This is a genomic window from Collinsella sp. OM07-12 (genome assembly GCF_003438275.1).
In the GTDB taxonomy this organism is placed as follows: Bacteria; Actinomycetota; Coriobacteriia; order Coriobacteriales; family Coriobacteriaceae; genus Collinsella.
On record NZ_QSTQ01000010.1, the window covers coordinates 1 to 24,776 of the forward strand.

The following is a 24,776-nucleotide window of genomic DNA, read 5'->3' on the forward strand; positions in this document are numbered from 1 at the left end:
TAAAGCTGGCCGCTGCGCGGCCAGCAGACTAAAGTCTTGAATGAAAGGGCGCAGACCTTATGGTCGCGCCCTTGAAATTGAACGTCAGATTGCCGTGTGTGTGGGTTTGCAGCGTCGAGCCGTTACGCGGTTTGGTAAAACCGCGTAACAAATTACGCCAATTTGGCTCCGACGATCTTTGCCGCCGCAGGCTTGTCGAAGTTGCCGCCGGTGGCCTTGCCGAGTGCACCCATGACCTGGCCCATCTGCTTCTTGGACGTGGCGCCCAGCTCGGCGATGACCTGCTCGATCAGGGCCTCGAGTTCCTCGCCCGAAACCTGCGCGGGCAGCAGGCTCTCCAGAATCTTGACCTGCTCGGTCAGGTTGTCGGTACGCTCTTGGTCGGTGCCGGCCTTGATAGACATCTCCAGCGTCTCGCTTGTCTGCTTGATCAGACGTTTGATCATGCTGTTGACGTCTTCCTCGGTCACGTCGCGGCGCTCATTGACCTCGATGTTCTTCACCTCAGCCTTAACCTGGCGAATGATAGACAGGCGAACCCTGTCCTTGGCCTTCATGGCCGCAATCATTTCCTTCTGCAGCTCTTCGTTGGTCATCTGCAAACCCTCCTCAATAGTGCGGGCGGCACTCACACGAGCGCCGCCCCATGATTACTCAGTCGTCGACGAATCGTCGGTCGAACTCTTGGTGACGCCCTTCAGGCTGACGTTGTACGGCACGTCCTTGGGCATGGGGTTAACGGTAATGTCGGCATCCTTCTTGTACTGCTCCAACCACTCGCTATACGCAGTGCTCTCTGCCTGCGTCTTCACCACGTTGGAGACGTACTTTTTGATGGCCTTGGGCACCTGGTTGATGTCATCGACCTGATTATCGACATGGAAGTAGTCGGTGCACTTGATGATGTGATAGCCGTACGTCGACTCGACCACGTCGCTCACATCGCCCTTGTTGAGCCCCTCGAGTGCCGCCTGGTAGCTGTCGACGAAGGTGGTGAGCTTGTCCCAGCCCACGTCACCCTTCTTCTCCTTGGAGCCGGTGTCGTCGGAATACTGCTTCACGGCGTCTTCAAAGCTCAGCTCGCCGGAGTTGATCTTGTCCAGGCACTCCTGCGCCTTAGCCTTGGCGGCAGCCTTGTCCTCGTCGGATGCGTCGGAATCGACCTTGATCAGGATGTTCGACGAGCGGCGGGCATCGTTGTAGTTCGACAGATTCTCGTTGATGTAATCGACGATCTCGCTGTCCTTGGGCTTGCTGGTGGGCGCCACGGCATCTTTGAGCTTTTGCTGCGCCAGGCTCTCCTTGAGCGAGCTCTTATAGGTGTCCTCGGTGTAGCCGTAGGTCTTAAGGGTCTTCTTAAAGGCCTTGGCACCGCCCGCGCTCTTGCACGCGTCCTTCCAAGCCTTCTCGACCTCCTCGTCCGACACCGTCACGCCGTTCTCCTTCTGTGCCTGTTGAAGCAGAATCTGCTGCGTGTAGGAGTCGATGAGTTGCTTGCGGTACTTCTTGGGCGTGAGGTCGTTGTCGACCAGATACTGCGCCCAGTCCTTGTCCTTGGTGTAGCCGTAGGACGTGCGCATGCTCATGATCTGCTTGGTCACGGTGTCCTCGGTGAGGTTGGTGCCGTTGATAGTGGCAGCCACACCGCCGGTAAGCTTGTAGCCCGAGGTATCCTCTGCTTGCGACATAAGGCCGGAGCACGCCATGGCCGAGACGGAAAGCAGCATCGCCAACACACCGATGACCACCAGAACGATCTTGACGGTCTTAGACACGTACGTCTTGCGCTGCTTCTTACGAGAGTTGGAGGCAGCGCGAGCCTGCTGCTCGGGCGTCGGCGCGGCCTCGGAGTTCTTTTTCTTATTTGCCATGTTTGGCCTTTCGCATCACGAATCGAACAAACGCCATTGTGTCACAACGCGGCCCCCGCGACAAAGGGGGCAACCCTGGCACTTGGGGACGTTCCTTTTCTGCCGGCAGTTAGGGACTGTCCCCAAGTGCCGGCTTTAAAAGTGGCGGCGGATGGCGTCGACCATGCCTTGAGGTGTGGTCTGGCCGAGCACATCGGCCGCGACATCCGCGTCCATAAAGATGTTCATGAGCGCCTGCAGGGCCTCGACCTGACCGCCCGGCTCGGCGATGCCCAGATTGATGACGATCTGCGCCGGCACCGGAGCGCCCATGCCAGCCATAGCGTTAAATGTCACGGGCGCGGCGGGCTTTACCACCGCGATATAGGGCTTGGCTACAAACCCCGGATCGGTATGTGGAATGGCGATATTTGCCGCCGGCATGGCAAGACCCGTGGGATAGGCATCCTCGCGCATGCGGACGGCATCGAGCCAACCGGGCGCAGTGTAGCCGCGAGGCGCAAGCTCGTCCTCGAGCCGCGCAAACACCTCATCCGGCGTCGCGCACTCCCAATCAAAAAACACCAGCTCAGGCGTAAACAGCGCTTCGTTATCCGCCATGCGCTCACCTCTCTCACCTAGTCACCTGCGACGTTCTTAAACGACTAGTCATTCAAGAACGTCGCAGGTGACTACCTAAAACAAAAGGTGGCCACGCGCGCCTTGGCGCCAATGACCACCCTGACTACTCGGATAAATTGTACTGTGCGCCGCTAGCCGCGAGGCGCGTCAATTGCGACCTTGCCGCTCTCCAGCACGTGGACGCGGCCGTCGGCGAGCATCTGGACCACCTCGGGATACAGGACGTGCTCAATGGCATGGATGTGCTCCTCGAGCGTGTCGACGTCCCAGCCTTCCTCGACAGCCAGCGCACGCTGGGCGATGATGGGACCGTTGTCGTAGATCTCGTTGGCAAAGTGCACGGTCACACCGGTCACCTTGACGCCGCGCGCAAAGGCATCGTCGATCGCATGCGCGCCGGTAAAGCTCGGCAGCAGCGCCGGATGCAGATTTACCACGCGGTTGGGGAACGCCGCCAGCAGGGGCGTGCGGACCATGCGCATGTAGCCAGCCATGACCACATATTCGCAGCCGCGCTCGAGCAGCTCGTGCGCAATGATCTCGTCGGCGGCAATAGGGTCGGCATAGACATCCTTGGAAAGCGTCAGCGTCTGAATGCCCGCACGCTCGGCACGCTGCAGGCCCTTGGCCGAAGGACGGCTCGAGACCACCAGCTCAATCGAAGCATTGAGCTTGCCAGCGGCGATCAGGTCGATCAGCGCCTGCAGGTTGGTACCCGAACCGCTGATGAGCACACCGATCTTGAGCGGCTCGTCCGTATCGGTGCCGGTCGGACGGGCATAGGGCACAAAGTCCAGGCCCTCGGCGGCAGCCATCTGCTCGTTAGCGCTCATCGGAGTACACGACCTTACCGGAACCCTCGACGCACTCGCCTACGCGGAACGGCTTCTCGCCCAGCGCGACCAGGGCCTCGGTAACCGCGGCCTCGTCCTCGGGGGCGACGATCAGGCACAGGCCAACGCCCATGTTGAAGGTCTTGCATGCCTCGTCGGGCGCGAGCTCGGCTTGGCGCGACACGTAGGTGATGACGGGCGGAACGTCCCAGCCCATCTCAGCGCCATTGCGGGTGACCACGGCATCGACGTCGTCGGCGAGCGCGCGGTTGAGGTTCTCGGTAATACCGCCGCCGGTGATGTGGGCAATCGCGTGCACCGGAGCGCCGCCGCGCAGCAGCTCAAGAATCGGCTTGACGTAGATGCGCGTGGGAGCGAGCAGGGCGTCAGCGAGCGATGCGCCGCCGAGCTCCTCGAGCGGACGGCTCAGCTCCTCGGCCTTAGCGGCGGCCTCGGGCGTGCCCGGCTTAATGCCGTCGACGCCGATGACCTTGCGCACGAGCGAGTAGCCGTTGGAGTGCACGCCGGTGGAAGGCAGGCCCAGGATTACATCGCCCGGGCGGACGTTTGCGGGGTCGAGCATCTTGGGACGGTCGACGACACCCACGGTAAAGCCGGCGAGGTCGTAATCGGCGGGGGCCATGACGCCCGGGTGCTCGGCCATCTCGCCGCCCACAAGCGCGCAGCCCGCGAGCTTACAGCCATCGGCCACGCCCTTGATGATCTTTGCCATGTGCTCGGCCTCGATGTGACCGATGGCAACGTAGTCCAGGAAGAACAGCGGCTCGGCGCCCGAAGCCAGAATGTCGTTGACGCACATAGCGACCAGGTCCTGGCCCACCGTCTCGTGACGGTCCATGATCTGGGCGAGCACGAGCTTGGTGCCCACGCCGTCGGTGCCGCTGATCAGGATCGGGTCTTCCATATCCTTAAGCGCGGCAGCCGAGAACAGGCCACCGAAGCCGCCAATGCCGCCGATAACCTCGGGGCGATTGGTGTCCTTGACCATCTGCTTAATCGCGTCGACGGCGCGGCCGCCCTCGGCGGTATCGACGCCGGCATCCTCATACGTCACATGCTTGCTGTCGCTCATCTGAGCCTTCCTCTCCCATTACCGTGGCGCCGCGCGGGCGCCAAACGGTGCTCATAGTTGCGTTCATTTCGGCGCGCGCCATAACAGCACGCGCCGCCATATCAACAAAACAGCAGGTAAAACCTACCAAAATAAACCTGTCCCTTTTTGGCAGGCTTTAGGCCTCGCCGTGTTCCTCTTCCCAGCTGCGGTCGTCGTATTTCTCGACCACGGCGTCGTCGTCAAAGTGCAGCGGCTTGTCCAGGTTGCGGGGCTTAAAGCCCTCCATAAATTTGTCGCGGCCAAAGCTCTCGGGAATCGCCACGGGATAGCGGCCGGTAAAGCATGCATCGCAATAGCCGCCCTTGGGCATGACCTTCAGCAGGCCCTCGACCGAAAGGAAGGCCAGCGAATCGGCGCCAATGTACTCGCAGATCTCATCGACCGTCTTGTTGGCACTGATGAGCTGCGACTGCACGTCGGTATCGATGCCGTAGAAGCACGGCCAAATGACCTCGGGCGAGTTGATGCGAATGTGAATCTCCTTGGCGCCGGCGTTACGCAGCATCTTGACGAGCTGCACCATGGTGGTGCCGCGCACGATGGAGTCGTCGATGACGACCAGGCGCTTGCCCTCGATGTTGTCGCGCAGCGGGTTGAGCTTCATGCGCACGCCCATGGCGCGCAGCTCCTGCGTGGGCTCGATAAACGTACGGCCCACATAGCGATTCTTGATGAGGCCCTCGCCAAAGGGAATGCCGCTCTCGTGCGAATACCCCTCCGCGGGCGGCAGGCCGGAGTCGGGCACGCCGATGACCAGATCAGCCTCGACGGGCTCCTCGTGTGCCAGCTGGCGACCCATGTCGTAGCGGCAGGCGTAGACGCTCTTGCCGTTCATGATGGAGTCGGGGCGGGCGAAGTAGACCTGCTCAAAGATGCAGTTGGCAGGCTCTTCGGCTGCAGGTACGCCCTGCTCGGATACCAGGCCCTCGGCGCTGATGCGCAAAATCTCACCGGGGCGGACATCACGGACGTACTCGGCACCCACGATGTCGAGCGCACAGGTCTCCGAGGCAACGACCCAGCCGCCAGCGCGCGTGACATGGGTGGTGGCGTCGACCGTCGCGGCGTCGTCTTGCGACGGCAGCTGCGAAACGGATGCGGCATCGGCTTGGTCCAGGCCCTCGTCCACGAGCTTGCCCAGCACCAGCGGGCGAATGCCGTGCGGGTCGCGGAAGGCATAGAGCGCCTGCTCATTGATGAGCGTCATGGCGTAGCCGCCGCGCACGAGTTCCATGGTCTTACGAATGCCCTCGCGCAGATGGCCTGTACGCTGAGTAAAGTAGCCGATGAGCTTGGTCGCGACCTCGGAATCCGAATTGGAGAGGAACGGCACGCCCAGCTCGATCAGCTGGCGGCGCAGCTCGTCGGTGTTGACCAGCGTGCCGTTGTGAGCAAGCGCGATAATGACGCTGTTGATGGTAGAAAGATGCGGCTGAGAGGCTTCCCAGCTCTTGGCACCGGCGGTGCCATAGCGCACGTGGCCCACGGCCAGCTGGCCGGAGAGCGTCGACAGGTCGGCGTTGGAGAACACGCGGTCGAGCAGGCCCAGATCCTTGCGGACCATAACCGTGCCGCCGTCACCCACGGCGATTCCCGCCGATTCCTGGCCACGGTGCTGCAGCGCACGCAGGCCAAAGTACGTCAGTCGAGCCACGTCGCGATCGGGCGCCCATACGCCGAAAATGCCACATTCCTCATGCAGCTGGTCGGAGTCCGGATCATACGTCGACATGGTGTTCACCTGTCCCGCGGCACGCTCGGCCGCGCGGATGGTTTCTTGAGACATGGCATCCCCTCAGAGCCTCGTATTTTGGCGTTACCCACCTTATTATACGCACGGCAGGACAAGCACTCCCGCGCATGAACAGCGCTTTTTAAAAGCCCACCGAGCTAATAATCAGTTTTGTAGCCAAACATTTTATCGGTCTGTCCAGCGCAAGCGCCCGCTCCCCCAGATGGCCGCCGTGTCCACCGTTGGGGATTACAAAGTTGCAATTGGGTCGTTTGTCCTGTCTTTTGGCAGGTCGGCGGCGTATCCTTATAACCTGCAACAAAGCGAGAAAGGTTATGTATGGATCGAAATGAACTCGACCCCAGCGTCCCCAGCGCCACCGAGGTCAAGAAGATCCCCCTGATCATTAAGGTGTACGCCGCCCTGTGCATTCTGTCCGGCGTGGGCACGCTCCCGTCGGTCGCCGCCTTTATGTGGCAGGTCATCACCGCGCTCATCACCGGCAACACCGCCGCCAAGCTCGGCGACAACACGCTCGTCGCGGTTGGACTCATCGTCGCCGGCATCATGCTCTCTGCGGCAAGTGCCGTCATCCTGATCATCTTTGGCCTGGACCTTATCAAAAACCAGCGCCGCAACGCCGCGCGCCTGTCCTATATCCTTATCGCATTTACCGTCGTTGAGCTTTTGGTCGACGTGATGCTCCAGGGTATCGGGCCGTTCTTGCTGCGCCCCGCCATCCAGCTCGGCATCCTCGTCGCGCTTTCGGCCACCGTCGACCCCACGCTTCGTCAGGAGCGCGAGCTGCAGCGCCGCCTGCAGGAGATGCTCGATCGCGACGCCGCCGCCGAGGGCATGCTCGGCCGCGATGAGACCGGCGAAGGCTACATCAAGCTCAACTACTTCAACCTGTTCTGGGTATTCTTTGTCTGCTGCGTACTCGGCCTGATCCTGGAGGACATCTGGCATATGACGGTCGACGACCCGGGCGTCTACCAGAACCGCGCCGGCATGCTGTTTGGCCCCTTCAGCCCCATCTACGGATTTGGCGCCGTACTCATGACCATGGTGCTCAACCGCTTCTACAAAAAGAACCCCATCATTATCTTTTTGGTGAGTGCCCTACTTGGCGCAAGCTTTGAGGTGTTCGTGGGCTGGTTTATGCAGACCTCGTTCGGTGTGGTCTCGTGGAACTACTCGCACATGAAGCTCTTTGGCATGCCCGACCCACTCGCCGTCCTTACCGGCGGACGCACCTGCACGGGCTTTGCCTGCCTGTGGGGCCTGGGTGGCCTCATCTGGATCAAGCTGCTGCTGCCGAGGCTGCTCAATCTCATCAACATGATTCCGTGGAAGAGCCGCTACTCCGCTACCGTCATCTTCACCATCATTATGCTGGTCGACGGCGTCATGACGCTGCAGTCGCTCGATTACTGGTACCAGCGCGTCAACGGCACGGTCAGCGATATTCCCGTTGCGCAGTTCTACGGCACGTACTTCGATAATGAGTATATGGAAAATCGTTTCCAGAGCATGACCATGAGCCCCAAGGATGCGACGCGCGTGTAGCGTCCACCGCGCCCAAAACGCAAAATGCCCGCCGGTATCACACGTACCGGCGGGCATTTTTATAAACGAGCCTTCTATCGACGTAAGCCTCTACGCCTCGCGCTCGACCTCACTCACACACTCATTTTTGATGGTGCCAACGAGCGCCTGCAGCGCATCGACCACATGCGGACGAACGTCTCCGCCAATGAGCACGAGCATGATGTCGTCGCCCACGGCAAGCTCGCCGCTTGCCAGCCACACGCGCACATAGCCGATACCAGGCATCGCGCGCGTGGCCTCGATAGCAGCCTGCACCTTCTGAGCATCGAAGCCGAACACCATGCCGCCCACCTTATGCCCAGGCGCCACGCCATCGGTCTCGACTCCGCGCACCTCGGCCTTGGGCGTCGCACGCACCACACCGTTGTGTGTCAGGTACATGCCGCAGCCAGCCGCCGAAGCATCGGCCTTAACCTCACGCAGCCAAGCATCAACCGAAGGCATCGTTTTGCCATTCTCGAGCATCATTTCTCCCTTACCGTCCCAAATTAGCTACTCTAGGGCAATTTAGCTAATTTGGGACGGGGCTCTTTAGCTACCCCTGGATAATCTACTCCTCGACCGGCGCGAGCACCATGACGACGCGCGTGTTGCTCAGCGACAGCGAGCGACAGGTCACGAGCGTCACGACCTTGGTTGCTGAGGCGGCGCGGTCGCCCGCATCGCTCGCCACGGCAGAGGCACCGTCGAGCATCTCGGACAGATAGTTCTTGAGCCCGTCGTCGCCCTCAAAATTGCGCGTACGCGCCTTGGCATACGTGTCCTCAACGACCTTGGTCGCCAGCGGACGCAGCTTATAGGTGGCGTCGCGCGTGATGTAGTACACGCACTCTATGCTGTCGAACGTCGCCTGATCGGTCGTGCCCGAGATCACATTGAACATCGATCCGTCGTTCATGTGGTGACCATAGATCGTAGTCTGCTGATCCACCATGCCGGGCGCAGTGTCCTCGTAATCCAAGAAGATGGCACCCGATGCGTTGGACGTACCATCGAACAACGTGTTGAGGTACTTGGAATTATCAGTAGCCTGCACTACGGGATAGTTAATGTTGGTGCCCGGTACGTAAATCCAACCGACGACCTCGGGATTTGTCTGGGCAAGAGCATTGAAATCGATAATCGGCACGCCGCTAGCGTCCTTATCGCTATACTGCCGTTCGATCTTTTGATACGACTCGCTCGCCTGCTTGTAGCCAATCTGCGCATTGATAAAGATGGCGGCAGCGGCAACGATCAGACCGATACCGATAATGATGAGCAGAATGGGAATGACGGACCGGCGTTTCTTGCGCGGCGGCTCGGTGTAATCCGACGGCGCGGCATGCGATGAAGACAGGGGCGGCTTCTTAGCGGTGCTATAAGATGAAGGTCGATATGCGGCCGGCGCGTCCTGTCGACGATGCGTCGCCGGCGTCACGGGGCGCGGCGCGCGCGGCTGCTGAGGAGAGGATGTCCGACCCTGCTGTGCCCCATGGGCAGCACCCGGCTTCGACGGATCGGGAATCTGAGGAACCTTGAATCGTTTTCCCTGATAGTCGGACATGGCTCTCCTTATACTGCGGTGAAACGGCGGAACGCCTAGGCGTCGGCCATCTCCTGCTTCATCTTCTCGATAACCTTGCGGTACTCGGGGTCGCATGCGCCCAGAATCTGCGTGGCGTAAATGGCGGCGTTCTTGGCACCGTTGATGGCAACGCAGGCCACGGGCACGCCCGAAGGCATCTGCACCATCGACAGCAGCGAATCCATGCCGCCCAGGTCACTCGTCTTCATAGGCACGCCGATGACCGGCAGCGGCGTAAACGCAGCCACGACACCACCCAGGTGAGCAGCCTTGCCGGCAGCAGCAATAATCACCTTGATGCCGCGGTCGGCAGCAGTCGAAGCCCACTCGTGGACCTTCGCCGGCGTGCGGTGCGCGCTCGCAATGACGAGCTCATAGGGCACACCGAGCGCCTCGAGCTCGGCGGTACAGCCTTCCATAACGCCCAGATCGGACTTGGAGCCCATGATGATCCCGACAACCGGCTTCTGATCTGCCATAAACAAAGACCTCCTGTTGAGAGCGGTGACGCGGCGATCCGCGACCCTTAACTACTGAGAGTAGTATAGCTGCTCCCGTCCCTGCGGTCCCCGGGTGCCCCGCGGCGGGCCGGGTTTTTATCTTCGCTCCCCTTGCTTCGCAAAATCGCTCCGATAATAAACCCGGCCCGCCGCGGGGCACCCGGGGACCTACCGGGGATTGCTATGACGTACGTTGGCTAATTTGGGTTGGAATGAAAGGTTTGCGGAGGGTAGTGGAAAGTTAGTTCAGATACGTATTTTTTGGGCGTGCCTCTTGGCGCTACTAGGGTGATTTGAAGTCACTTTGAGCCCCATAATGACCTCTGTCGCCCTTATTTGAGCGTCTCCACCGGTTCGGAAAGTCAAATTCAGCCCAATCGGACTCAGGTCGGCCTTTACACACCCTCTGAAAAATACGTATCTGAACCAACTGTCCAAGGTATGTTTCACCCCCCCCGGCAAAAGGCCTCCTGGCGAATCAAAATTCGCCAGGAGACCCCATACAAAACGTGGGCGCCGTCGTTCAAACGAACGACGGCGCCCACACTCACTTTCTTTTTCAGCCCTAGTCATCGCGCAAAGCCCCTTCGGCAGCACACGGTGCAGCCGAGTCACCGTGTGCCGGGGCGGGAAGGCGGACCTTTCTCTCGGAAAACTTCGCGAAGCCCAGTTTCCGAGAGAAAGTGTCCGGCTGCCGCCCCGGCCGACCAGGTCACACTACATCGTGTACTGCGGCAGGTCCTGCAGGGCGATGACGTCCATACCCATGTCGTTGGCGCTGCCGTGACCCTGCTGGTCCTCGCGCACCGCCTCGATGGCACTCACGTATGTGTTGGCAGCGGACATCGCGGTCACGCAGGTCACGCCGCGGCGCACCGCCTCGGTACGCAACAGATAGCCGTCGCCACGCGAACCCGGGCCGTACGGCGTGTTGATGATCACCGCAATCTTGCCATCGGCGATAAGGTCGCCGATATTGGGACGCTCGCCGTCATGCGGGCCGCTGATCTTTTCCACGATTTCGCACGTCACATTGCCGCCGCGCAGCACGCGCGCCGTACCCTCGGTAGAGCAGATATCAAAGCCAAGGTAGCGCAGGATACGGGCGACCGAAAGGATGTGGCGCTTGTCGCGGTCGCACACGCTAATGAACACCTTGCCGCAGCTCGGGTCGGGCAGCTTGTAGTCAATCGCCAGCTGCGTCTTGGCATATGCCTCGGGATAGCTCTTGGCGATACCCATGACCTCGCCCGTCGACTTCATCTCGGGCCCCAGGATAACGTCGGCTCCCGGGAAACGACCCCAGGGCATAACGGCTTCCTTCATGCAGAACCAGTCCAGCTGACGCTCGTCGCTCGGCAGGCCCAGGCTCGCGATGGAATCGCCCGCCATGATACGCGCCGCGCACTTGGCCAGCGGCACGCCGGTGGCCTTGGAAATGAACGGCACGGTACGGCTGGCACGCGGGTTAGCCTCGATCACGTAGACGGTCTCGCCCTTGATGGCATACTGCACGTTGACCAGACCGCGGACTCCCAGCGCCATCGCGATGCGGCGCGTAGTCTCGCGGAGCTTCGCCTGCAGGCTCTCGCTAAAGCTAAACGGCGGAATGCACGTCGCGGAGTCGCCGGAGTGGATACCGGCCTCCTCGATATGCTCCAGGATACCGCCGATGTAGACCTCCTCGCCGTCGCACAGGGCGTCGACATCGGACTCGATCGCACCCTCCAGGAAGCGATCCAGATACACCGGGTAGTCGGGGCTAATGCGCGCGGCCTCGGCCATGTAATCGCGCAGATGCTCGGCATCGTAGGCGATCATCATGCCGCGGCCGCCCAGCACGTAGCTCGGACGCACCAGCAGCGGGTAGCCGATGTGCGCGGCCACGGCCTCGGCCTCCTCAAACGAGGTTGCCTGGCCCGCCGGCGGGTACATAATGCCCAGCTTGTCGAGTAGGGCGGCAAAACGCTCGCGGTCCTCGGCAAAGTCGATGGCATCGGGCTTGGTGCCCATGATGTTCACGCCGCTCTCCTCGAGCATGCGCGCCAGCTTAAGCGGAGTCTGACCGCCGAGCGTCACCACGACGCCGTCGGGACGCTCAACATCAATGACGTCCATGACGTCCTCGTAGGTGAGCGGCTCAAAGTACAGGCGGTCGGACGTGTCGTAGTCGGTCGAGACAGTCTCGGGATTGCAGTTGACCATGATGGTCTCAAAACCGCGAGCCGCCAGCGCATAGCTCGCATGCACGCAGCAGTAGTCAAACTCGATACCCTGACCAATACGGTTGGGGCCGGCGCCCAGGATCATCGCCTTGGGCTTGTCCGCCGGCGTGGTCTCGTCGGGGGCAACGCACTTCTTGGCATCCGGGCTCGTGCGATAGATGTTCTCGTACGTCTTGTAGTGGTACTCCGTGGCGCTCGAGAACTCCGCAGCGCAGGTATCGACCGTCTTCATGCTGGGAACCACGCCCAGACCCTTGCGGTAGGCGCGCACAAAGCGCTCGTCCGAGCCGGTCAGCGCGGCAATCTCGGCATCACTCGTGCCATACTGCTTGAGCAGGCGCATCGCGTCGGCGTCAATGTCCTCCACACGCAGGCCGCGGATGCTCTCCTGGACCTGCACCATGTCGTTGATGCGGTTGAGGTACCACGGATCGATGCCGCAGATGGCATGGATCTGGGCGATGTCCCAGCCGCGGCGCAGGGCCTCGACCACAAAGAAGATGCGGTGCTCGGTCGGGGTTGCCACGGCTTGGGCGAGCTCATTGTCGCTCAGCTTATCGGCACCCTCCTTGCCACCGGCGCAAATACCCTGGTGTCCATCCTCCAGCGAGCGCATGGCCTTGCCAAAGGCTTCCTCGAAGGTGCGGCCGATCGCCATAATCTCGCCCACGGCCTTCATGCGCGTGGTGAGCGTGGGGTCGGTACCCTTGAACTTCTCGAAGGCAAAGCGCGGCACCTTGACCACGCAGTAGTCAATCGTGGGCTCAAAGCAGGCAGGCGTTGCCTTGGTAATGTCGTTGACGATCTCGTCGAGCGTATAGCCAACGGCCAGGCGCGCGGCGGCCTTGGCGATGGGAAAGCCCGTGGCCTTGGAGGCCAGTGCGGACGAGCGGCTCACGCGCGGGTTCATCTCGATGACGATCAGGCGGCCGGTCTGGGGGTTCACGGCAAACTGCACGTTGGAGCCGCCGGTCTCGACGCCGATCTTCTCCAAGATGGCGAGCGAGGCGACACGCATGCGCTGATACTCAAGGTCGGAGAGCGTCTGCGCCGGCGCCACGGTAATGGAGTCGCCGGTGTGCACACCCATGGGGTCGAGGTTCTCGATAGAGCACACGATGATGCCGTTGCCGGCGTGGTCACGCATGACCTCCATCTCATACTCTTTCCAACCCTCGATGGACTCCTCGACCAGCACCTCGTGGGCAGGCGAGAGCTCAAGGCCCTGGCTCACGATGGAGACGAGCTCCTCGTGGGTATGCGCGATGCCGCCGCCGGCGCCACCGAGGGTAAAGCTCGGACGCAGCACGCAAGGATATCCCACGCGCTCGGCGATAGCCTCGGCGTCAGCCACGCTGTAGGCATAGCCCGAGCGCGCGACCTCCAGGCCAATCTCGGCCATGGCCTCGTTAAAGAGTTTGCGGTCCTCGCCGCGCTCGATGGCGGCAAGGTCGCAACCGATCATCTCGACGCCGTACTTGTCCAGCGTGCCGTCTTTCGCCAGCTCGACGGCGGCGTTCAGACCGGTCTGGCCGCCCAGCGTGGGCAGCAGCGCGTCCGGGCGCTCTTTCTTGATCACGCGCTCGATAAACTCGGCGGTGATGGGCTCGACATAGGTGCGGTCGGCAAGACCCGGGTCGGTCATGATAGTCGCCGGGTTGGAGTTGACCAGGATGACCTCAAAGCCATCCTCCTTGAGCACCTTGCAGGCTTGGGCGCCGGAGTAGTCGAACTCGCAGGCCTGGCCAATGACGATGGGACCCGAACCAATAACGAGGATACGCTTGATGTCAGTACGTTTCGGCATGTTTAAAACCTCCTAGAGAGGCTGACTCAATGTTTTGGAAAAGTCAGCGAGGGTGCAGCTGGTGCATCAGGTTGCCGTGATGCGAGGGCGCGCTGGGCTTATGCCCGCGCGTCCGAAGCAGAACGGCAAGATGGTGTGCCAGATGCAGCCGCAGCGTCGATCGGTCCGCCGTTCGGCAGAACGGCGGAACCATCGTCGGCGAAATTCCAGCCAGTCAGGCGGTCCTTCGCGGTGTCGATGTCCAGGTAGTTCTCCTCGCCGTCCATGAGTCGCGTAAAGGCGGTAAAGAGATAGTGGGCATCGGTGGGGCCAGGCGAGGCCTCGGGGTGGTACTGGACCGAGAAGCACGGGGCGTCGAGCAGCTGGATGCCCTCGGCGGTGCCGTCGTTAAGGTTCACATGCGTCAGGCGAATGCGGCCAAAGCGCTCGTTCATCACGACCGGCGCGATGCCGCGGCGCACCCAGACGCGCAGATCTCCATCGGCCGCATGCTCGGTCTCGCCGCCGGAAAGCTCGGGGACAAGCTTGCCCAAGCTGGGGAACAGCAGGCCAAAGCCATGATTTTGCGCGGTGATCTCCACGCGACGGCTTACCAGGTTAATGACCGGCTGGTTGCCACCGCGATGACCGAACTTAAGCTTTTCCATCTGGGCGCCGCAGGCCAGGCTGATCATCTGATGACCCAGGCAAATGCCAAAGACCGGCACCTTGCCGATCAGCTGCTGTACCTGCTCATAGGTCTCCACCACGGCGTCGGGGTCGCCGGGGCCATTGGACAAAAAGACACCGTCGGGATTCATGTCGAGCACCTGCTGGGCAGGCGTATCCCACGGCACGACGGTAAGGTCGCAGCCGGCGCGGACGAGGCCCTCCAGGATGCCGCGCTTCACACCGCAGTCATACGCGACCACTTTGTGACGGGCAGGAGCGGCAGCCGCAAGCGCAAAGTCATGCGTGGCAGGCAGATCGCTCGCGACAAAGACGTGGGGTTCAGGGCAGCTTACGGTCTTGACCAGATTCTCGCCCACCAGCGTCGGCGCTGCGGCCAGACGCTCGGCAAGTTCGTCGACGTCAAAGACCTCGGTCGAGATGATGCCCATCTTGGAGCCGTTGTCGCGCAGGTGGCGCACCAGAGCGCGGGTGTCGACGCCCTCGATAGCGACGATGCCGTGGGCACGCAGGTATTCCGGCACGCTGACGGCCGAGCGCCAGTTAGAAGGCGTGGCACACATGTCGCGGACGATCATGCCACGCATAGCCGGAGCGCCCGCAGGGCGCACGGCGTCGCCGGGGAAGGCCGACTGGACGTCGGTCTCGTCGATACCGTAGTTACCGATCTGCGGATAGGTCATGGTTACGATTTGGCCGGCATAACTCGGGTCGGTCATAACCTCAAAGTAGCCCTCGAGCGAGGTATTGAAGCAGACTTCGCCGGTCGCGGTGCCCTCGGCGCCGCATGCACGTCCATAAAAAATGGTCCCATCCTCAAGAAACAGGATGCAGGGACCGCAGGTGCCCTTGCTGGTTTTGTCCAGCATACGCTGGCAAAGCTCGCTGGGCGCGAAGGTGCGGGCGGCAGCGCCCGCGGTATGGTTGTTCGCCATAGTTCTCCTTCCCGGTCTCACAGGACCGGCTTAAAGGTGTGTAGTTAGGCCTCGAGGTATTCTAACCGCAAGCATCACTTATGGCGTTAATTTCATAGAATTGTTTACAAAATGATAATTATGACTCCCCATGCATAATGATTCACAACCGCCATCGGGTAGTCTTTTTGGGACGGGGCTATTTTAGCTGCCTCGGCTGCTAGCGCTAGCGTTTTGTCTGATTGACGGCCGGGGTAGCTAAAATAGCCCCGTCCCAAAAAGACTACCCAGAAAAATCATCCCGCGTGGGCTTGTGGCTCACGCGGGATGATGGCCTCCTACTTTTTCTTGTCCTGTTCCAGCAGATCGGACGGTGAGCGATCGGGCTTGCCGCCGCGGAAAATCTCGCGACCATGCAGACGATGTTCCAGGTCACGTTCGGCCTTTTCCTCGTCAATCTTGGTCTGGCTCACCACCGGGTCCTCAATCAACGACGACACCGAGTTCACCTGCTTCTGAATGCGCTCGGCGATGGTGTCATCCATACTCACGATGCGCATCTTCCAGTCGATACTCGTGGCGTTGGATGAGCTCTTGGTCCACACGAACGTCAGAATGGCGCTCTGGTGGCCCTGGGCGGGAAACATGCCAAAGAAGGAATCGTGCTGAATGTTGCTATCTTCGTCGATATAGGCGTGCACGTTATACACCACGCGGTCAATCTTATCGTTGAGCAGCGCGTTGGTCGCGAGTGCCGCGGCCTGAATCTGCCCGTTGGACAGCAGTTCGAGCTCGTTGGCAGACGATGTGTCCAACACCGTTACCTCGACCGTGCCCGTACGCTCATCGGCCTCGTCGACGGAAAAGTCGAGCGGAAACTGCGTAAAGCCGTTGCCCCACTCAAGGCCGCCCTTCAGCGCCGTCGAAACGGTATCGACCGAAACGCTCTCGGACAGATTGGCGGTATTCAGACGGCGCATCACGCCGTAGCCGATCTGCATGCCCACGATCAGCACCAAAATACCGATGACCACGGCCATCGCGGTCTTCGTAATGGTATGGCTCACCTGCGAGCCCGAAGGATCGTCCTCGGACAGCGGGTCGATATGTTTTGCCTGGCTCGCGCGGTCCTCGCTGCGCAGCTGCGCTAGCGCCGCTTTGTCACCGCGCTTGGCTGCAGCCTCCTTCTCGCGCATGCGCTCGGTACGCTTTTTGGCAAGCGTAGGATCCAAGACGCCGGATGCATCGATTTCGGAGAATAACTCCGTCACCTCTTCCGGAGTCAAAGGGTTCTTGTCAGCCATAAACTTCCTGTCATATCAATCAGTCGAGCTCGTGCGCACGCGCACCTTCGAACTGCATTCGATAGTAACGGGCATAGGTGCCGCCACGGGCGAGAAGCTCCTCGTGCGTGCCACGTTCCACAACGCGACCATGCTCAACGGTCGCAATCTCGTCAGCATGCTTAATGGTCGAGAGACGGTGGGCGATGATAATCGTGGTGCGGCCGCGCGCCAACTCTTCGAGTGACTCCTGCACCGCCTCCTCGCTCTCGTTATCCAAAGCACTCGTCGCCTCGTCCAAGATCAGGATCTTGGGGTTCTTGAGAAACACACGCGCGATGGCGACGCGCTGTTTCTGTCCGCCCGAAAGACGGCCGCCGCGCTCGCCCACGACCGTGTCATAGCCCTGCGGCAGCGACTCGATAAAGGCATCGATGTTGGCGCGACGGGCGGCTTCGGCGATCTCTTCTGTTGTAGCGCCCGGCTTGCCGTAAGCGATGTTCTCGCCGATTGTTCCGTCAAACAGGTAGACATCCTGTTGCACCAGGCCGATGGCACGACGCAGGCTCTGCTGTGTCACATCGCGCACGTCCTGGCCGTCGATGCTAATGGATCCGGCAGCCACGTCATAAAAGCGCGGAAGCAGCGAACAGGTCGTGGACTTGCCACCGCCCGAAGGGCCAACCAAAGCGATGGTCTGACCAGGCCTGATGGACAGGTCCATATGGTTGATAACGGGACGCTCGTCGGCATCGCCCTCGCCCAGCTCAACATCCTCGTAGTTAAAGCACACGTCGTGATACTCCACGGCGCCGGCGGTCACCTGCAGATCCGTAGCGCCCGGCTTGTCCTGGATATCCGGCGCGGTCGAGAGCACCTCGTCCATACGCTTAAAGCCGGCGATAGCCTTCTGATACATCTCGGCGGAATTGACAAGCGTCTCGAGCGGCGTGCAGAACAACGAAATGTAGAGCGCAAACGTCGCCATATCGACTGCTTGCAGCTCGCCCTGAGCCACCAGCCAACCGCCGAGCAGCACCACGATCACGTAGAGCACGCCCGAGAGCAGGCCATACGTCGCGGTATAGACGCCCATGGCGTGGTACATGTTCTCTTTGGACGAAAGGTAGCCATCGTTAGAGGCACGGAACTTGGCGCGCTCGGTCTCCTCGTTGGCAAAGCTCTTGACTACGCGCATGCCCGCCAGCGAATCCTGCAGTTGTGCATTGATGCCGCTGATCTTTTTGCGGTTGTCGCTAAAGACCTCGCGCATACGCATGTTCTGCCAAAACATGATGACCGCAAACACCGCCGTCACCACGGCCATGGCAAGCGCCAACACCGGGGCGATGGTAAAGAGGATCACAAACGAGCCAATGATCTCGATGCCGCAGATGATGATCCACTCGGGCACGTGATGCGCCGCCTCGCAGATATCGAACAGGTCGTTGACCACGCGGCTCATCATGTCGCCCGAGCTGTTGCGGTCGAAGTACGCAAAGCTAAAGCGCTCATACTGGTCAAACAGGTCCTCGCGCATCTTGGACTCCATGCGCGCGCCCATCACGTGACCCCAATAGCTCACAAAGTAGCGGCAGGCACAGCGGACGGCATACATCAGCACCAAGCCCACCGCGATCATACCGAGCGCCTGCATAATGGCAGCCTGACCCTGGGTAAACAGCCCACCGGTCAGATTGCGCAGAATAATAGGAAACGCCAGGTCAATGGCGGCAAGCACCAGGGCGCAAACCGTATCGGCAACAAGAAGCCCCATCTGGGGCCTGTAATACGACAAAAAACGCTTCAGCATAATCACCTTACGCGGTTTTACCAAACCGCGTTTCGTCTCGACGCTGCAAGTGCCCCATTTGGACAATCTGGCCTTCAATCGTCGGTCGCGTATATCCATACGCTTCCCTCCTCTTTTAGGCCACCTCGTCTCAAATGGAGCACTTTCGCTGACTTACACAAACCAGCGAGGTCATAACCCCGCCTCAACAAAGTAACCGCTCGCTACAGTTCGGCTCCACCAAGGCGATGCGCGATGCTATCGCAGGCGAGTGCGCCCACGACGGTCTTGGCGTCTTCGATCTTACCGTCGAGTACGGCGTCGATCAGCTCGTGCAGCGGCACCAGGTCCACGTTGACAAACTCGTCATCGTCGGGATTAGGCGCGTCGAACTCGAGCTTGGTGGCCAGGTAGATGTGAATGATCTCGTCGCAGAAGCCGCAGGTCGTGACAATCGACGTCAAAAAGCGAATGCGACCGGCCCTAAAGCCCGTCTCCTCGTGCAGTTCGCGCTTGGCGCAATCGAGCGGATCCTCGCCCGGGTCGAGCTTGCCGGCGGGAATCTCGACCGTCACGCGGTCGATGGCGGTGCGGTACTGACGCACCAGCACAATCTTGCCGCTCTCGGTCAGCGCCACAACGGCCGCCGCACCCGGATGGCGAATGATGTCGCGGGCGCTGCGGTGGCCGTTGGGCAGCTCAACCTCAAGACGGTGGACGTCGAGGATCTTGCCCTTCCAGGCGCACTCCTCCGAAAGAATCTTCTCGTGTAGCTCGGCATCGTGCGGGTCGTCATCGCCCAGCACCAGCACCGGCTCGTCAGCAACCTCGCCGCCAGGCTCGCCCTCGGCGTGCCCATACACGCGGCTGTCCTCCTCGACGATCTGCGCGTCCACGAGCTCTTCGTTCTTATCGTCCATCCGTCTCATTCCTCTCGGACTTTAGGCATCCCAGGCGTCGCGGCCGCGCAGCGCGCGCAGGCCAATGTCATGACGCAGGGTCTTACCCTCAAAATCGATCTTCTCGCAGGCCTCGTAGGCAAGGTTGCGGGCATTCTCAAACGTGTCGCCCAGCGCGGTCACGGCGAGCACGCGGCCGCCGTTGGTCACGAGTCTGCCGTCCGCCACGGCGGTGCCGGCGTGGTACACCGTCACGTTCTCCATGGCCTCGGCATCCTCGATACCGGTGATGACCTTGCCCTTCTCGTAGCTGCCGGGGTAGCCCGCACTCGTCAGGACAACGGCCACGGCCCACTCGTCGCGCCAGTCGAGCTCAATCTGGTCGAGCTCGCAGTTGGCGCAGGCCAGCATGACCTCGACCAGGTCGTTCTTAAGGCGCGGCAGCACGACCTGCGTCTCGGGGTCGCCAAAGCGAGCATTGAACTCCAGCACCTTGGGGCCGGCGGGCGTGAGCATAAAGCCGCCGTACAGGCAGCCGCGGTAGTCAATGCCCTCGGCAGCAAGCTCGGCAACGGTCTGCTCCATGACCGCCACCATGGTGGCGTGCTCCTCGTCGGTCACGATGGGCACCGGGCTGTAGACGCCCATGCCGCCGGTGTTGGGGCCCTTGTCGCCCTCGAGCGCGCGCTTGTGGTCCTGCGAGGTGGCCATGGGGCGCACGGTCTTGCCGTCGGTAAAGGCAAGCAGCGAGCACTCGGGGCCGGTCAGCATCTCCTCGATGACCACGGTGTTGCCGGCATCGCCAAAGGTGCCGCCAAAGCACTCTCGCACGGCCTCCTCGGCCTGCTCAAGTTCGGTCGCCACGATAACACCCTTGCCCGCGGCAAGGCCGTCGGCCTTGACGACCAGCGGGGCGCCCTGCTCGCGCACGTAGGCGAGAGCCGAAGCCTCGTCGGTAAACGAGCCGTAGGCTGCCGTCGGGATACCGGCGCGCTCCATGAGCTGCTTGGAGAACAGCTTGGAGCCCTCCATCTGAGCGCCCTCGGCACCCGGGCCAAAGCACGGAATACCCGCCGCACGCACGGCGTCGGCCACGCCCGCCACGAGCGGAGCCTCGGGGCCAATTACCACGAGTCCGCATCCGTGGCTCTGCGCAAACGCCGCCACGGCCGCAGGATCGCAGTCGTCGAGAACAACGTTCTCGCCGCAGCTCGCGGTGCCGCCGTTACCCGGCGCGATGTAGAGCTTGCCGGCGCGCGGTGATGCTGCGAGTTTAGCTGCCAAAGCATGCTCACGGCCGCCGCTGCCCAACAACAGGATGTCGATGGTTTGAGTGTCCGCCTTCAAGGGTGCCTCCTCTATGGATGAATGGCCCGCTCCGCGCGAGCCCTTTGCAAGCAAATATACCCCTCGGCCGCCCACTTGGGCTGCAAAGGGGTATATCGCAATAACCAAATGGTCCCGATTACTTCCAGAATCGGTTGATGATCTGCTCGCGACCAGCGCCAACGCCAATAAACGTCACGCGGGTGTGTGCCAGATCCTCGATAAACGCCACGTAGTCCTGGGCCTCCTGCGGCAGCTCGTCAAAGCTGCGGCAGCCGGTGATGTCGCACTTCCAGCCAGGGAGCTCCTCGTAGATGGGCTTGGCATTCTCAAAACGCACCTGGTGCTCGGGCACGCTCGTATAGCGCTCGCCATCGACGTCGTAGGCGACGCACACCTTAATGGTGTCAAAGGCCGAAAGCACGTCGAGCTTGGTCAGGGCGATATCGGTGAGGCCGTTGACGCGCGAGGCGTAGTTGGCGATGGGGCCGTCGAACCAGCCGCAGCGACGACGGCGACCGGTGGTCACGCCGTATTCATAGCCCTCCTCGGTCAGCGTGTGACCGGCCTCGGACTCATAGGAAAGCTCGGTGGGCATGGGGCCCGAACCGACGCGGGTGATATAGGCCTTCATGACGCCCAGCACGCGGTCGACATTCTTCATGCCCACGCCGGAGCCGGTGATGGCGCCGCCGGCGGTGCAGTTGGAAGACGTCACGTACGGATAGGTGCCGTGGTCGATGTCGAGCAGCGTCGCCTGGGCGCCCTCAAACAGCAGGTCCTTACCCTCATCGATCATGTTGTTGAGCAGCAGGCTCGTCTCGGTGATGTAGGGACGCAGGCGCTCGGCCATGGGCAGATACTCGTCGCAAATCTGCTCCACGGTGTAGGTGGGCAGGTTGTAGATGAGCTCGAGCTCGGGGTTCACGCGGGCGAGAGCGGTCTCCAGCTTGTCGCGGAACAGTGCCTCGTCCAGCATGTCCTGCATGCGCAGGCCAATGCGGGCCATCTTGTCCTGATAGCACGGACCGATGCCGCGCTTGGTGGTACCGATGTTCTTCTTGCCGAGCTTCTGCTCAAAGGCGCCATCCAGATCGATGTGGTACGGCATGATGACATGCGCGTTACCGCTAATCTTGAGGTTCTTGGTGGTGATGCCGTCGGCCTCGAACATGTCGATCTCCTCAAGGACAACCTTGGGGTTAACGACGCAGCCGTTACCGATCACCGACACGTGGTCGGAATACATGATGCCGGAGGGCACCTGGTGCAGGCCGTACTTCTTGCCGTTGACGACGATGGTGTGGCCGGCGTTGTTGCCGCCCGAGTAGCGCACGACGGCATCGAAGTCGCCGGCGACCAGGTCGCAAATCTTACCCTTGCCCTCATCGCCCCACTGGGCACCGACCAAAACGGTTGACGGCATGTTTACTCCTTACATTCATGGACTGTCTACGCGCCACGCCGGCACGCAGAAGCACAAAACATTCCCAGTATACCCGTGCAACGGGCGCCTGTCCTACTCCTCGGCATGTGCCCCATCAAGCTCATAGAACTTGGTGGATGCCGGCAGGAACATCAGGTCGACGTCGCCGATCGGGCCCGAACGGTTCTTGGCCACGACGATACGCGTAACGCCCTCGTCGGGTCGATCGTCGCGTGAGGCTTCGGCCTCGTCGGCGGAGCGGTCCAAGAACATAACGATATCGGCGTCTTGCTCGATGGAGCCCGATTCACGAAGGTCGGAAAGCTGCGGGCGCTTGCCGGTACGGGATTCGACCTGACGCGAGAGCTGCGACAGCGCGATGAGCGGGATCTTGAGCTCCTTGGCCATGATCTTCAGACCACGCGACATCTCGGAGACCTCGACGGTACGGCTCTCGGAGCGGCGTCCCGGCGGAGGACTCACCAGCTGCAGGTAGTCCAGGATGATGATGGCCTTCTCCTTGTTGTGGAGCATGCGGCGGCTCTTGGCGCGAATCTCGGTCACTGTGGTGCCGGGCGTATCGTCAATCAGAATATCGAGCTTAGACAAGGTCTGCGTGGCCTCGTTGATATTGGCCCACTGCTCGGGGCTAATGCGGCCCATGCGGAAGTCACTGATCGAGATCATGGCGTAGGCGCAGATCAGACGCTGGGCAATTTCCTTGCCCGACATCTCCAGCGAGAAGAAGCCGACGGTATAACCAGCGGCGGCAGCGTTGAGCGCCAGATTCAGGGCGAACGAAGTCTTACCTACAGCAGGACGGGCGCCGATAATGATGAGCTGACCCTCGCGAAAACCCATGAGCATGCGGTCGAGCGACGGGAAACCCGTGGGCACGCCCGCAGCCTGGCCACCGGCCTGGCACACTTCCTCGGCCTCGTTATAGGCCTCGACCATAAACTCGGTCAGCGTCTTGTAGCTCGACTTGACCTCGCGCGCCGTGACCTTGAGCAGCTTGCTCTCGGCCAGCTCCACGACCTCTTTGGTATCGGTGGGGGCATTATATGCCAGCGCGTTGATCTCGTTGGTGGCGCCGATCAACTCACGCAGCATCGAATCGCGGCGAACGATGGCGGCATGGTGCTGCCAGTTCACGAGCGACAGAGTCTGACCCATCAGCTCCAAAATGTACGCCTCGCCGCCCACGGCATCGAGCTTGTTGATGCTTCGCAGGTAATCGATCAGCGAGATGGAGTCGATGGGAATGCGGCTGTTGTACATATCGACCATCGCGGTATAGATGGTCTTATGAATGGGCCGGTAGAAGTCATCGGGCTGCAGCTCGACCTGGGCCTCCTCGACCACCTCGGGCGATAGCAGCATGGCGGCCAGTACGTTAGCCTCTGCATCTTGGTTTTGGGGAAGACCCAACTTTGAGCCGCGGTCCTCGACCGTCACTCCCGTCTCCCTTTCGTCATATGCCATGAGCATCCTCATTCATATCGCTTGCGCGCATCCATAGTATCAGCCACGGTCCCAAAACGCGCCGCGCGCCGCCAATCATCACCGAACGAAACGGATGAACGGTCCCGTATATAGGACTTCGACGCAACGTTCACCATGACACTCACTCAGCGCAAAAAACAAAAGGGCGCCCCGGTTTCCCAGAGCGCCCTTCTTAGAACAAGATTGTTGCGTTGCAGCAAATGCTACTCGGCAGCAGCCTCAGTCTCGACCTCGGCGGTCTCGGCCTCGGCGACCTCAGCGGCCTCCTCGACCTCAGCCTCGGCAGCGAGCTCATCGGCGGTAACGCCGACGAGAACGACAACCTCGGCCTTGATCTCGCGGTACAGCGAGATGGCAACGGTGTGGGCACCGGCAACCTTGATGGGCTTGCCGAGCTCGACGCGCTTGCGGTCGATGTCCATACCGAGCTGAGCCTTGATGGCGTCAGCGATCATAGCGGCGGTAACGGAGCCAAAGAGGATACCCTCGTCGCCGACCTTGACGTCAACGGTGACCTGCTTGCCCTCAAGGGCAGCCTTGGTCTCGTTGGCGGTAGCCAGACGGACGGCCTCGCGCTTGGCGATGTTGTTGCGACGCTCGTCGAGCTGCTTGAGGTTGCCCTTGGTGGCGGCAACAGCGAGCTTCTTGGGGAACAGGAAGTTCTCAGCGTAACCCTGAGCGACCTCTACGACGTCACCCTCGCCGCCCTTGCCCTTGATCTCATCGAGAAGAATAACCTTCATGATGCGTCTCCCTTCTTAGCCGCGGTCGCGGTTGCCACGAGAGGAAACCACGGGGACGGTGTACGGCAGGAGAGCCATCTCGCGGGCGCGCTTGATGGCGTTGGCGATGTCATGCTGATGCTGCGTGCAAGCGCCAGTGACGCGACGGGGCTTGATCTTGCCACGGTCGGTCATGTACTTACGGAGAAGCTGAGTGTCCTTATAGTCGATGAACTCAGTGTTCTCCTTGCAGAACTGGCAGTACTTACGACGCGGCTGACGTGCAGAAAAATCATTAGCCATGTCAAAATACCTTTCGTTTGGCAACTTCGGCGAA

20 protein-coding genes are annotated in these 24,776 nt (G+C 61.1%); 1 reads left to right on the forward strand and 19 read right to left on the reverse strand.

Features of this window, described 5'->3' with window-relative positions; translation table 11 throughout:
• Positions 1–152: 152 nt before the first annotated feature.
• From DXB98_RS04880 to DXB98_RS04905, 6 genes are all read right to left on the reverse strand, one after another.
• Positions 153–596 carry a GatB/YqeY domain-containing protein gene (locus DXB98_RS04880; RefSeq protein WP_117743340.1) on the reverse strand — a complete coding sequence of 148 codons (444 nt, stop codon included), beginning with the start codon at positions 594–596 and terminating at the stop codon, positions 153–155.
• 54 nt (positions 597–650) lie between these two features.
• Positions 651–1,871: a peptidylprolyl isomerase gene (locus DXB98_RS04885; protein ID WP_117743341.1), complete on the reverse strand. Its 1,221-nt coding sequence runs from the start codon at positions 1,869–1,871 to the stop codon at positions 651–653.
• 135 nt (positions 1,872–2,006) lie between these two features.
• A complete protein-coding gene (locus DXB98_RS04890; protein ID WP_117743342.1) occupies positions 2,007–2,471 on the reverse strand; it encodes a PTS sugar transporter subunit IIA in 465 nt (154 codons plus the stop codon).
• Between the two features lie 152 nt (positions 2,472–2,623).
• Entirely contained in the window at positions 2,624–3,325 is a 702-nt protein-coding gene (gene purN, locus DXB98_RS04895; RefSeq protein ID WP_117743343.1) for a phosphoribosylglycinamide formyltransferase, read from the reverse strand.
• Positions 3,315–4,418: a phosphoribosylformylglycinamidine cyclo-ligase gene (gene purM, locus DXB98_RS04900; protein ID WP_117743344.1), complete on the reverse strand. Its 1,104-nt coding sequence runs from the start codon at positions 4,416–4,418 to the stop codon at positions 3,315–3,317. Before purM ends, purN begins: the two co-directional genes overlap by 11 nt.
• 157 nt (positions 4,419–4,575) lie before the next feature.
• The gene (locus tag DXB98_RS04905; RefSeq protein WP_117743345.1) at positions 4,576–6,246 is read right to left on the reverse strand and encodes an amidophosphoribosyltransferase; all 1,671 of its coding nucleotides are present in this window, start codon (positions 6,244–6,246) and stop codon (positions 4,576–4,578) included.
• Positions 6,247–6,531: 285 nt separating this feature from the next.
• On the opposite strand from DXB98_RS04905, the gene DXB98_RS04910 reads away from it, so the two are divergent.
• Positions 6,532–7,761, forward strand: coding sequence for a putative ABC transporter permease (locus tag DXB98_RS04910; protein ID WP_117743346.1), 1,230 nt, complete (start codon positions 6,532–6,534; stop codon positions 7,759–7,761).
• A gap of 90 nt (positions 7,762–7,851) precedes the next feature.
• Here DXB98_RS04910 and DXB98_RS04915 read toward each other — a convergent pair whose 3' ends face one another.
• From DXB98_RS04915 to rpsR, 13 genes are all read right to left on the reverse strand, one after another.
• Positions 7,852–8,268, reverse strand: a complete 417-nt coding sequence (locus tag DXB98_RS04915) for a molybdenum cofactor biosynthesis protein MoaE (protein WP_233505094.1) — start codon at positions 8,266–8,268, stop codon at positions 7,852–7,854.
• An 85-nt stretch (positions 8,269–8,353) separates the two neighbouring features.
• The gene (locus tag DXB98_RS04920; RefSeq protein WP_117743348.1) at positions 8,354–9,349 is read right to left on the reverse strand and encodes a class B sortase; all 996 of its coding nucleotides are present in this window, start codon (positions 9,347–9,349) and stop codon (positions 8,354–8,356) included.
• Positions 9,350–9,384: 35 nt separating this feature from the next.
• Entirely contained in the window at positions 9,385–9,849 is a 465-nt protein-coding gene (gene purE / locus DXB98_RS04925) for a 5-(carboxyamino)imidazole ribonucleotide mutase (RefSeq protein ID WP_006235810.1), read from the reverse strand.
• Between the two features lie 738 nt (positions 9,850–10,587).
• Complete coding sequence (gene carB / locus DXB98_RS04930; RefSeq protein WP_117743349.1) at positions 10,588–13,902, reverse strand: carbamoyl-phosphate synthase large subunit; 3,315 nt, start codon at positions 13,900–13,902, stop codon at positions 10,588–10,590.
• A gap of 98 nt (positions 13,903–14,000) precedes the next feature.
• Positions 14,001–15,506, reverse strand: a complete 1,506-nt coding sequence (gene carA / locus DXB98_RS04935; RefSeq protein ID WP_233505095.1) for a glutamine-hydrolyzing carbamoyl-phosphate synthase small subunit — start codon at positions 15,504–15,506, stop codon at positions 14,001–14,003.
• A gap of 317 nt (positions 15,507–15,823) precedes the next feature.
• Entirely contained in the window at positions 15,824–16,789 is a 966-nt protein-coding gene (locus tag DXB98_RS04940) for a hypothetical protein (RefSeq protein ID WP_117743350.1), read from the reverse strand.
• Between the two features lie 19 nt (positions 16,790–16,808).
• Positions 16,809–18,581 (reverse strand): ABC transporter ATP-binding protein, encoded by a 1,773-nt coding sequence (locus DXB98_RS04945; RefSeq protein ID WP_117743351.1) that lies wholly within the window; start codon positions 18,579–18,581, stop codon positions 16,809–16,811.
• A 203-nt stretch (positions 18,582–18,784) separates the two neighbouring features.
• On the reverse strand, positions 18,785–19,480 hold the full coding sequence (locus tag DXB98_RS04950; protein WP_199406603.1) for an NUDIX domain-containing protein: 696 nt from the start codon (positions 19,478–19,480) through the stop codon (positions 18,785–18,787).
• Positions 19,481–19,501: 21 nt separating this feature from the next.
• A complete protein-coding gene (gene purD / locus DXB98_RS04955) occupies positions 19,502–20,806 on the reverse strand; it encodes a phosphoribosylamine--glycine ligase (RefSeq protein WP_117743352.1) in 1,305 nt (434 codons plus the stop codon).
• A 118-nt stretch (positions 20,807–20,924) separates the two neighbouring features.
• Positions 20,925–22,211 carry an adenylosuccinate synthase gene (locus tag DXB98_RS04960; RefSeq protein WP_117743353.1) on the reverse strand — a complete coding sequence of 429 codons (1,287 nt, stop codon included), beginning with the start codon at positions 22,209–22,211 and terminating at the stop codon, positions 20,925–20,927.
• 93 nt (positions 22,212–22,304) lie between these two features.
• Positions 22,305–23,702: a replicative DNA helicase gene (gene dnaB, locus DXB98_RS04965; RefSeq protein WP_117743354.1), complete on the reverse strand. Its 1,398-nt coding sequence runs from the start codon at positions 23,700–23,702 to the stop codon at positions 22,305–22,307.
• Between the two features lie 218 nt (positions 23,703–23,920).
• A complete protein-coding gene (rplI, locus tag DXB98_RS04970; protein ID WP_117743355.1) occupies positions 23,921–24,460 on the reverse strand; it encodes a 50S ribosomal protein L9 in 540 nt (179 codons plus the stop codon).
• A 15-nt stretch (positions 24,461–24,475) separates the two neighbouring features.
• Positions 24,476–24,742, reverse strand: coding sequence for a 30S ribosomal protein S18 (gene rpsR, locus DXB98_RS04975; RefSeq protein WP_006235829.1), 267 nt, complete (start codon positions 24,740–24,742; stop codon positions 24,476–24,478).
• Positions 24,743–24,776 lie beyond the last annotated feature (34 nt).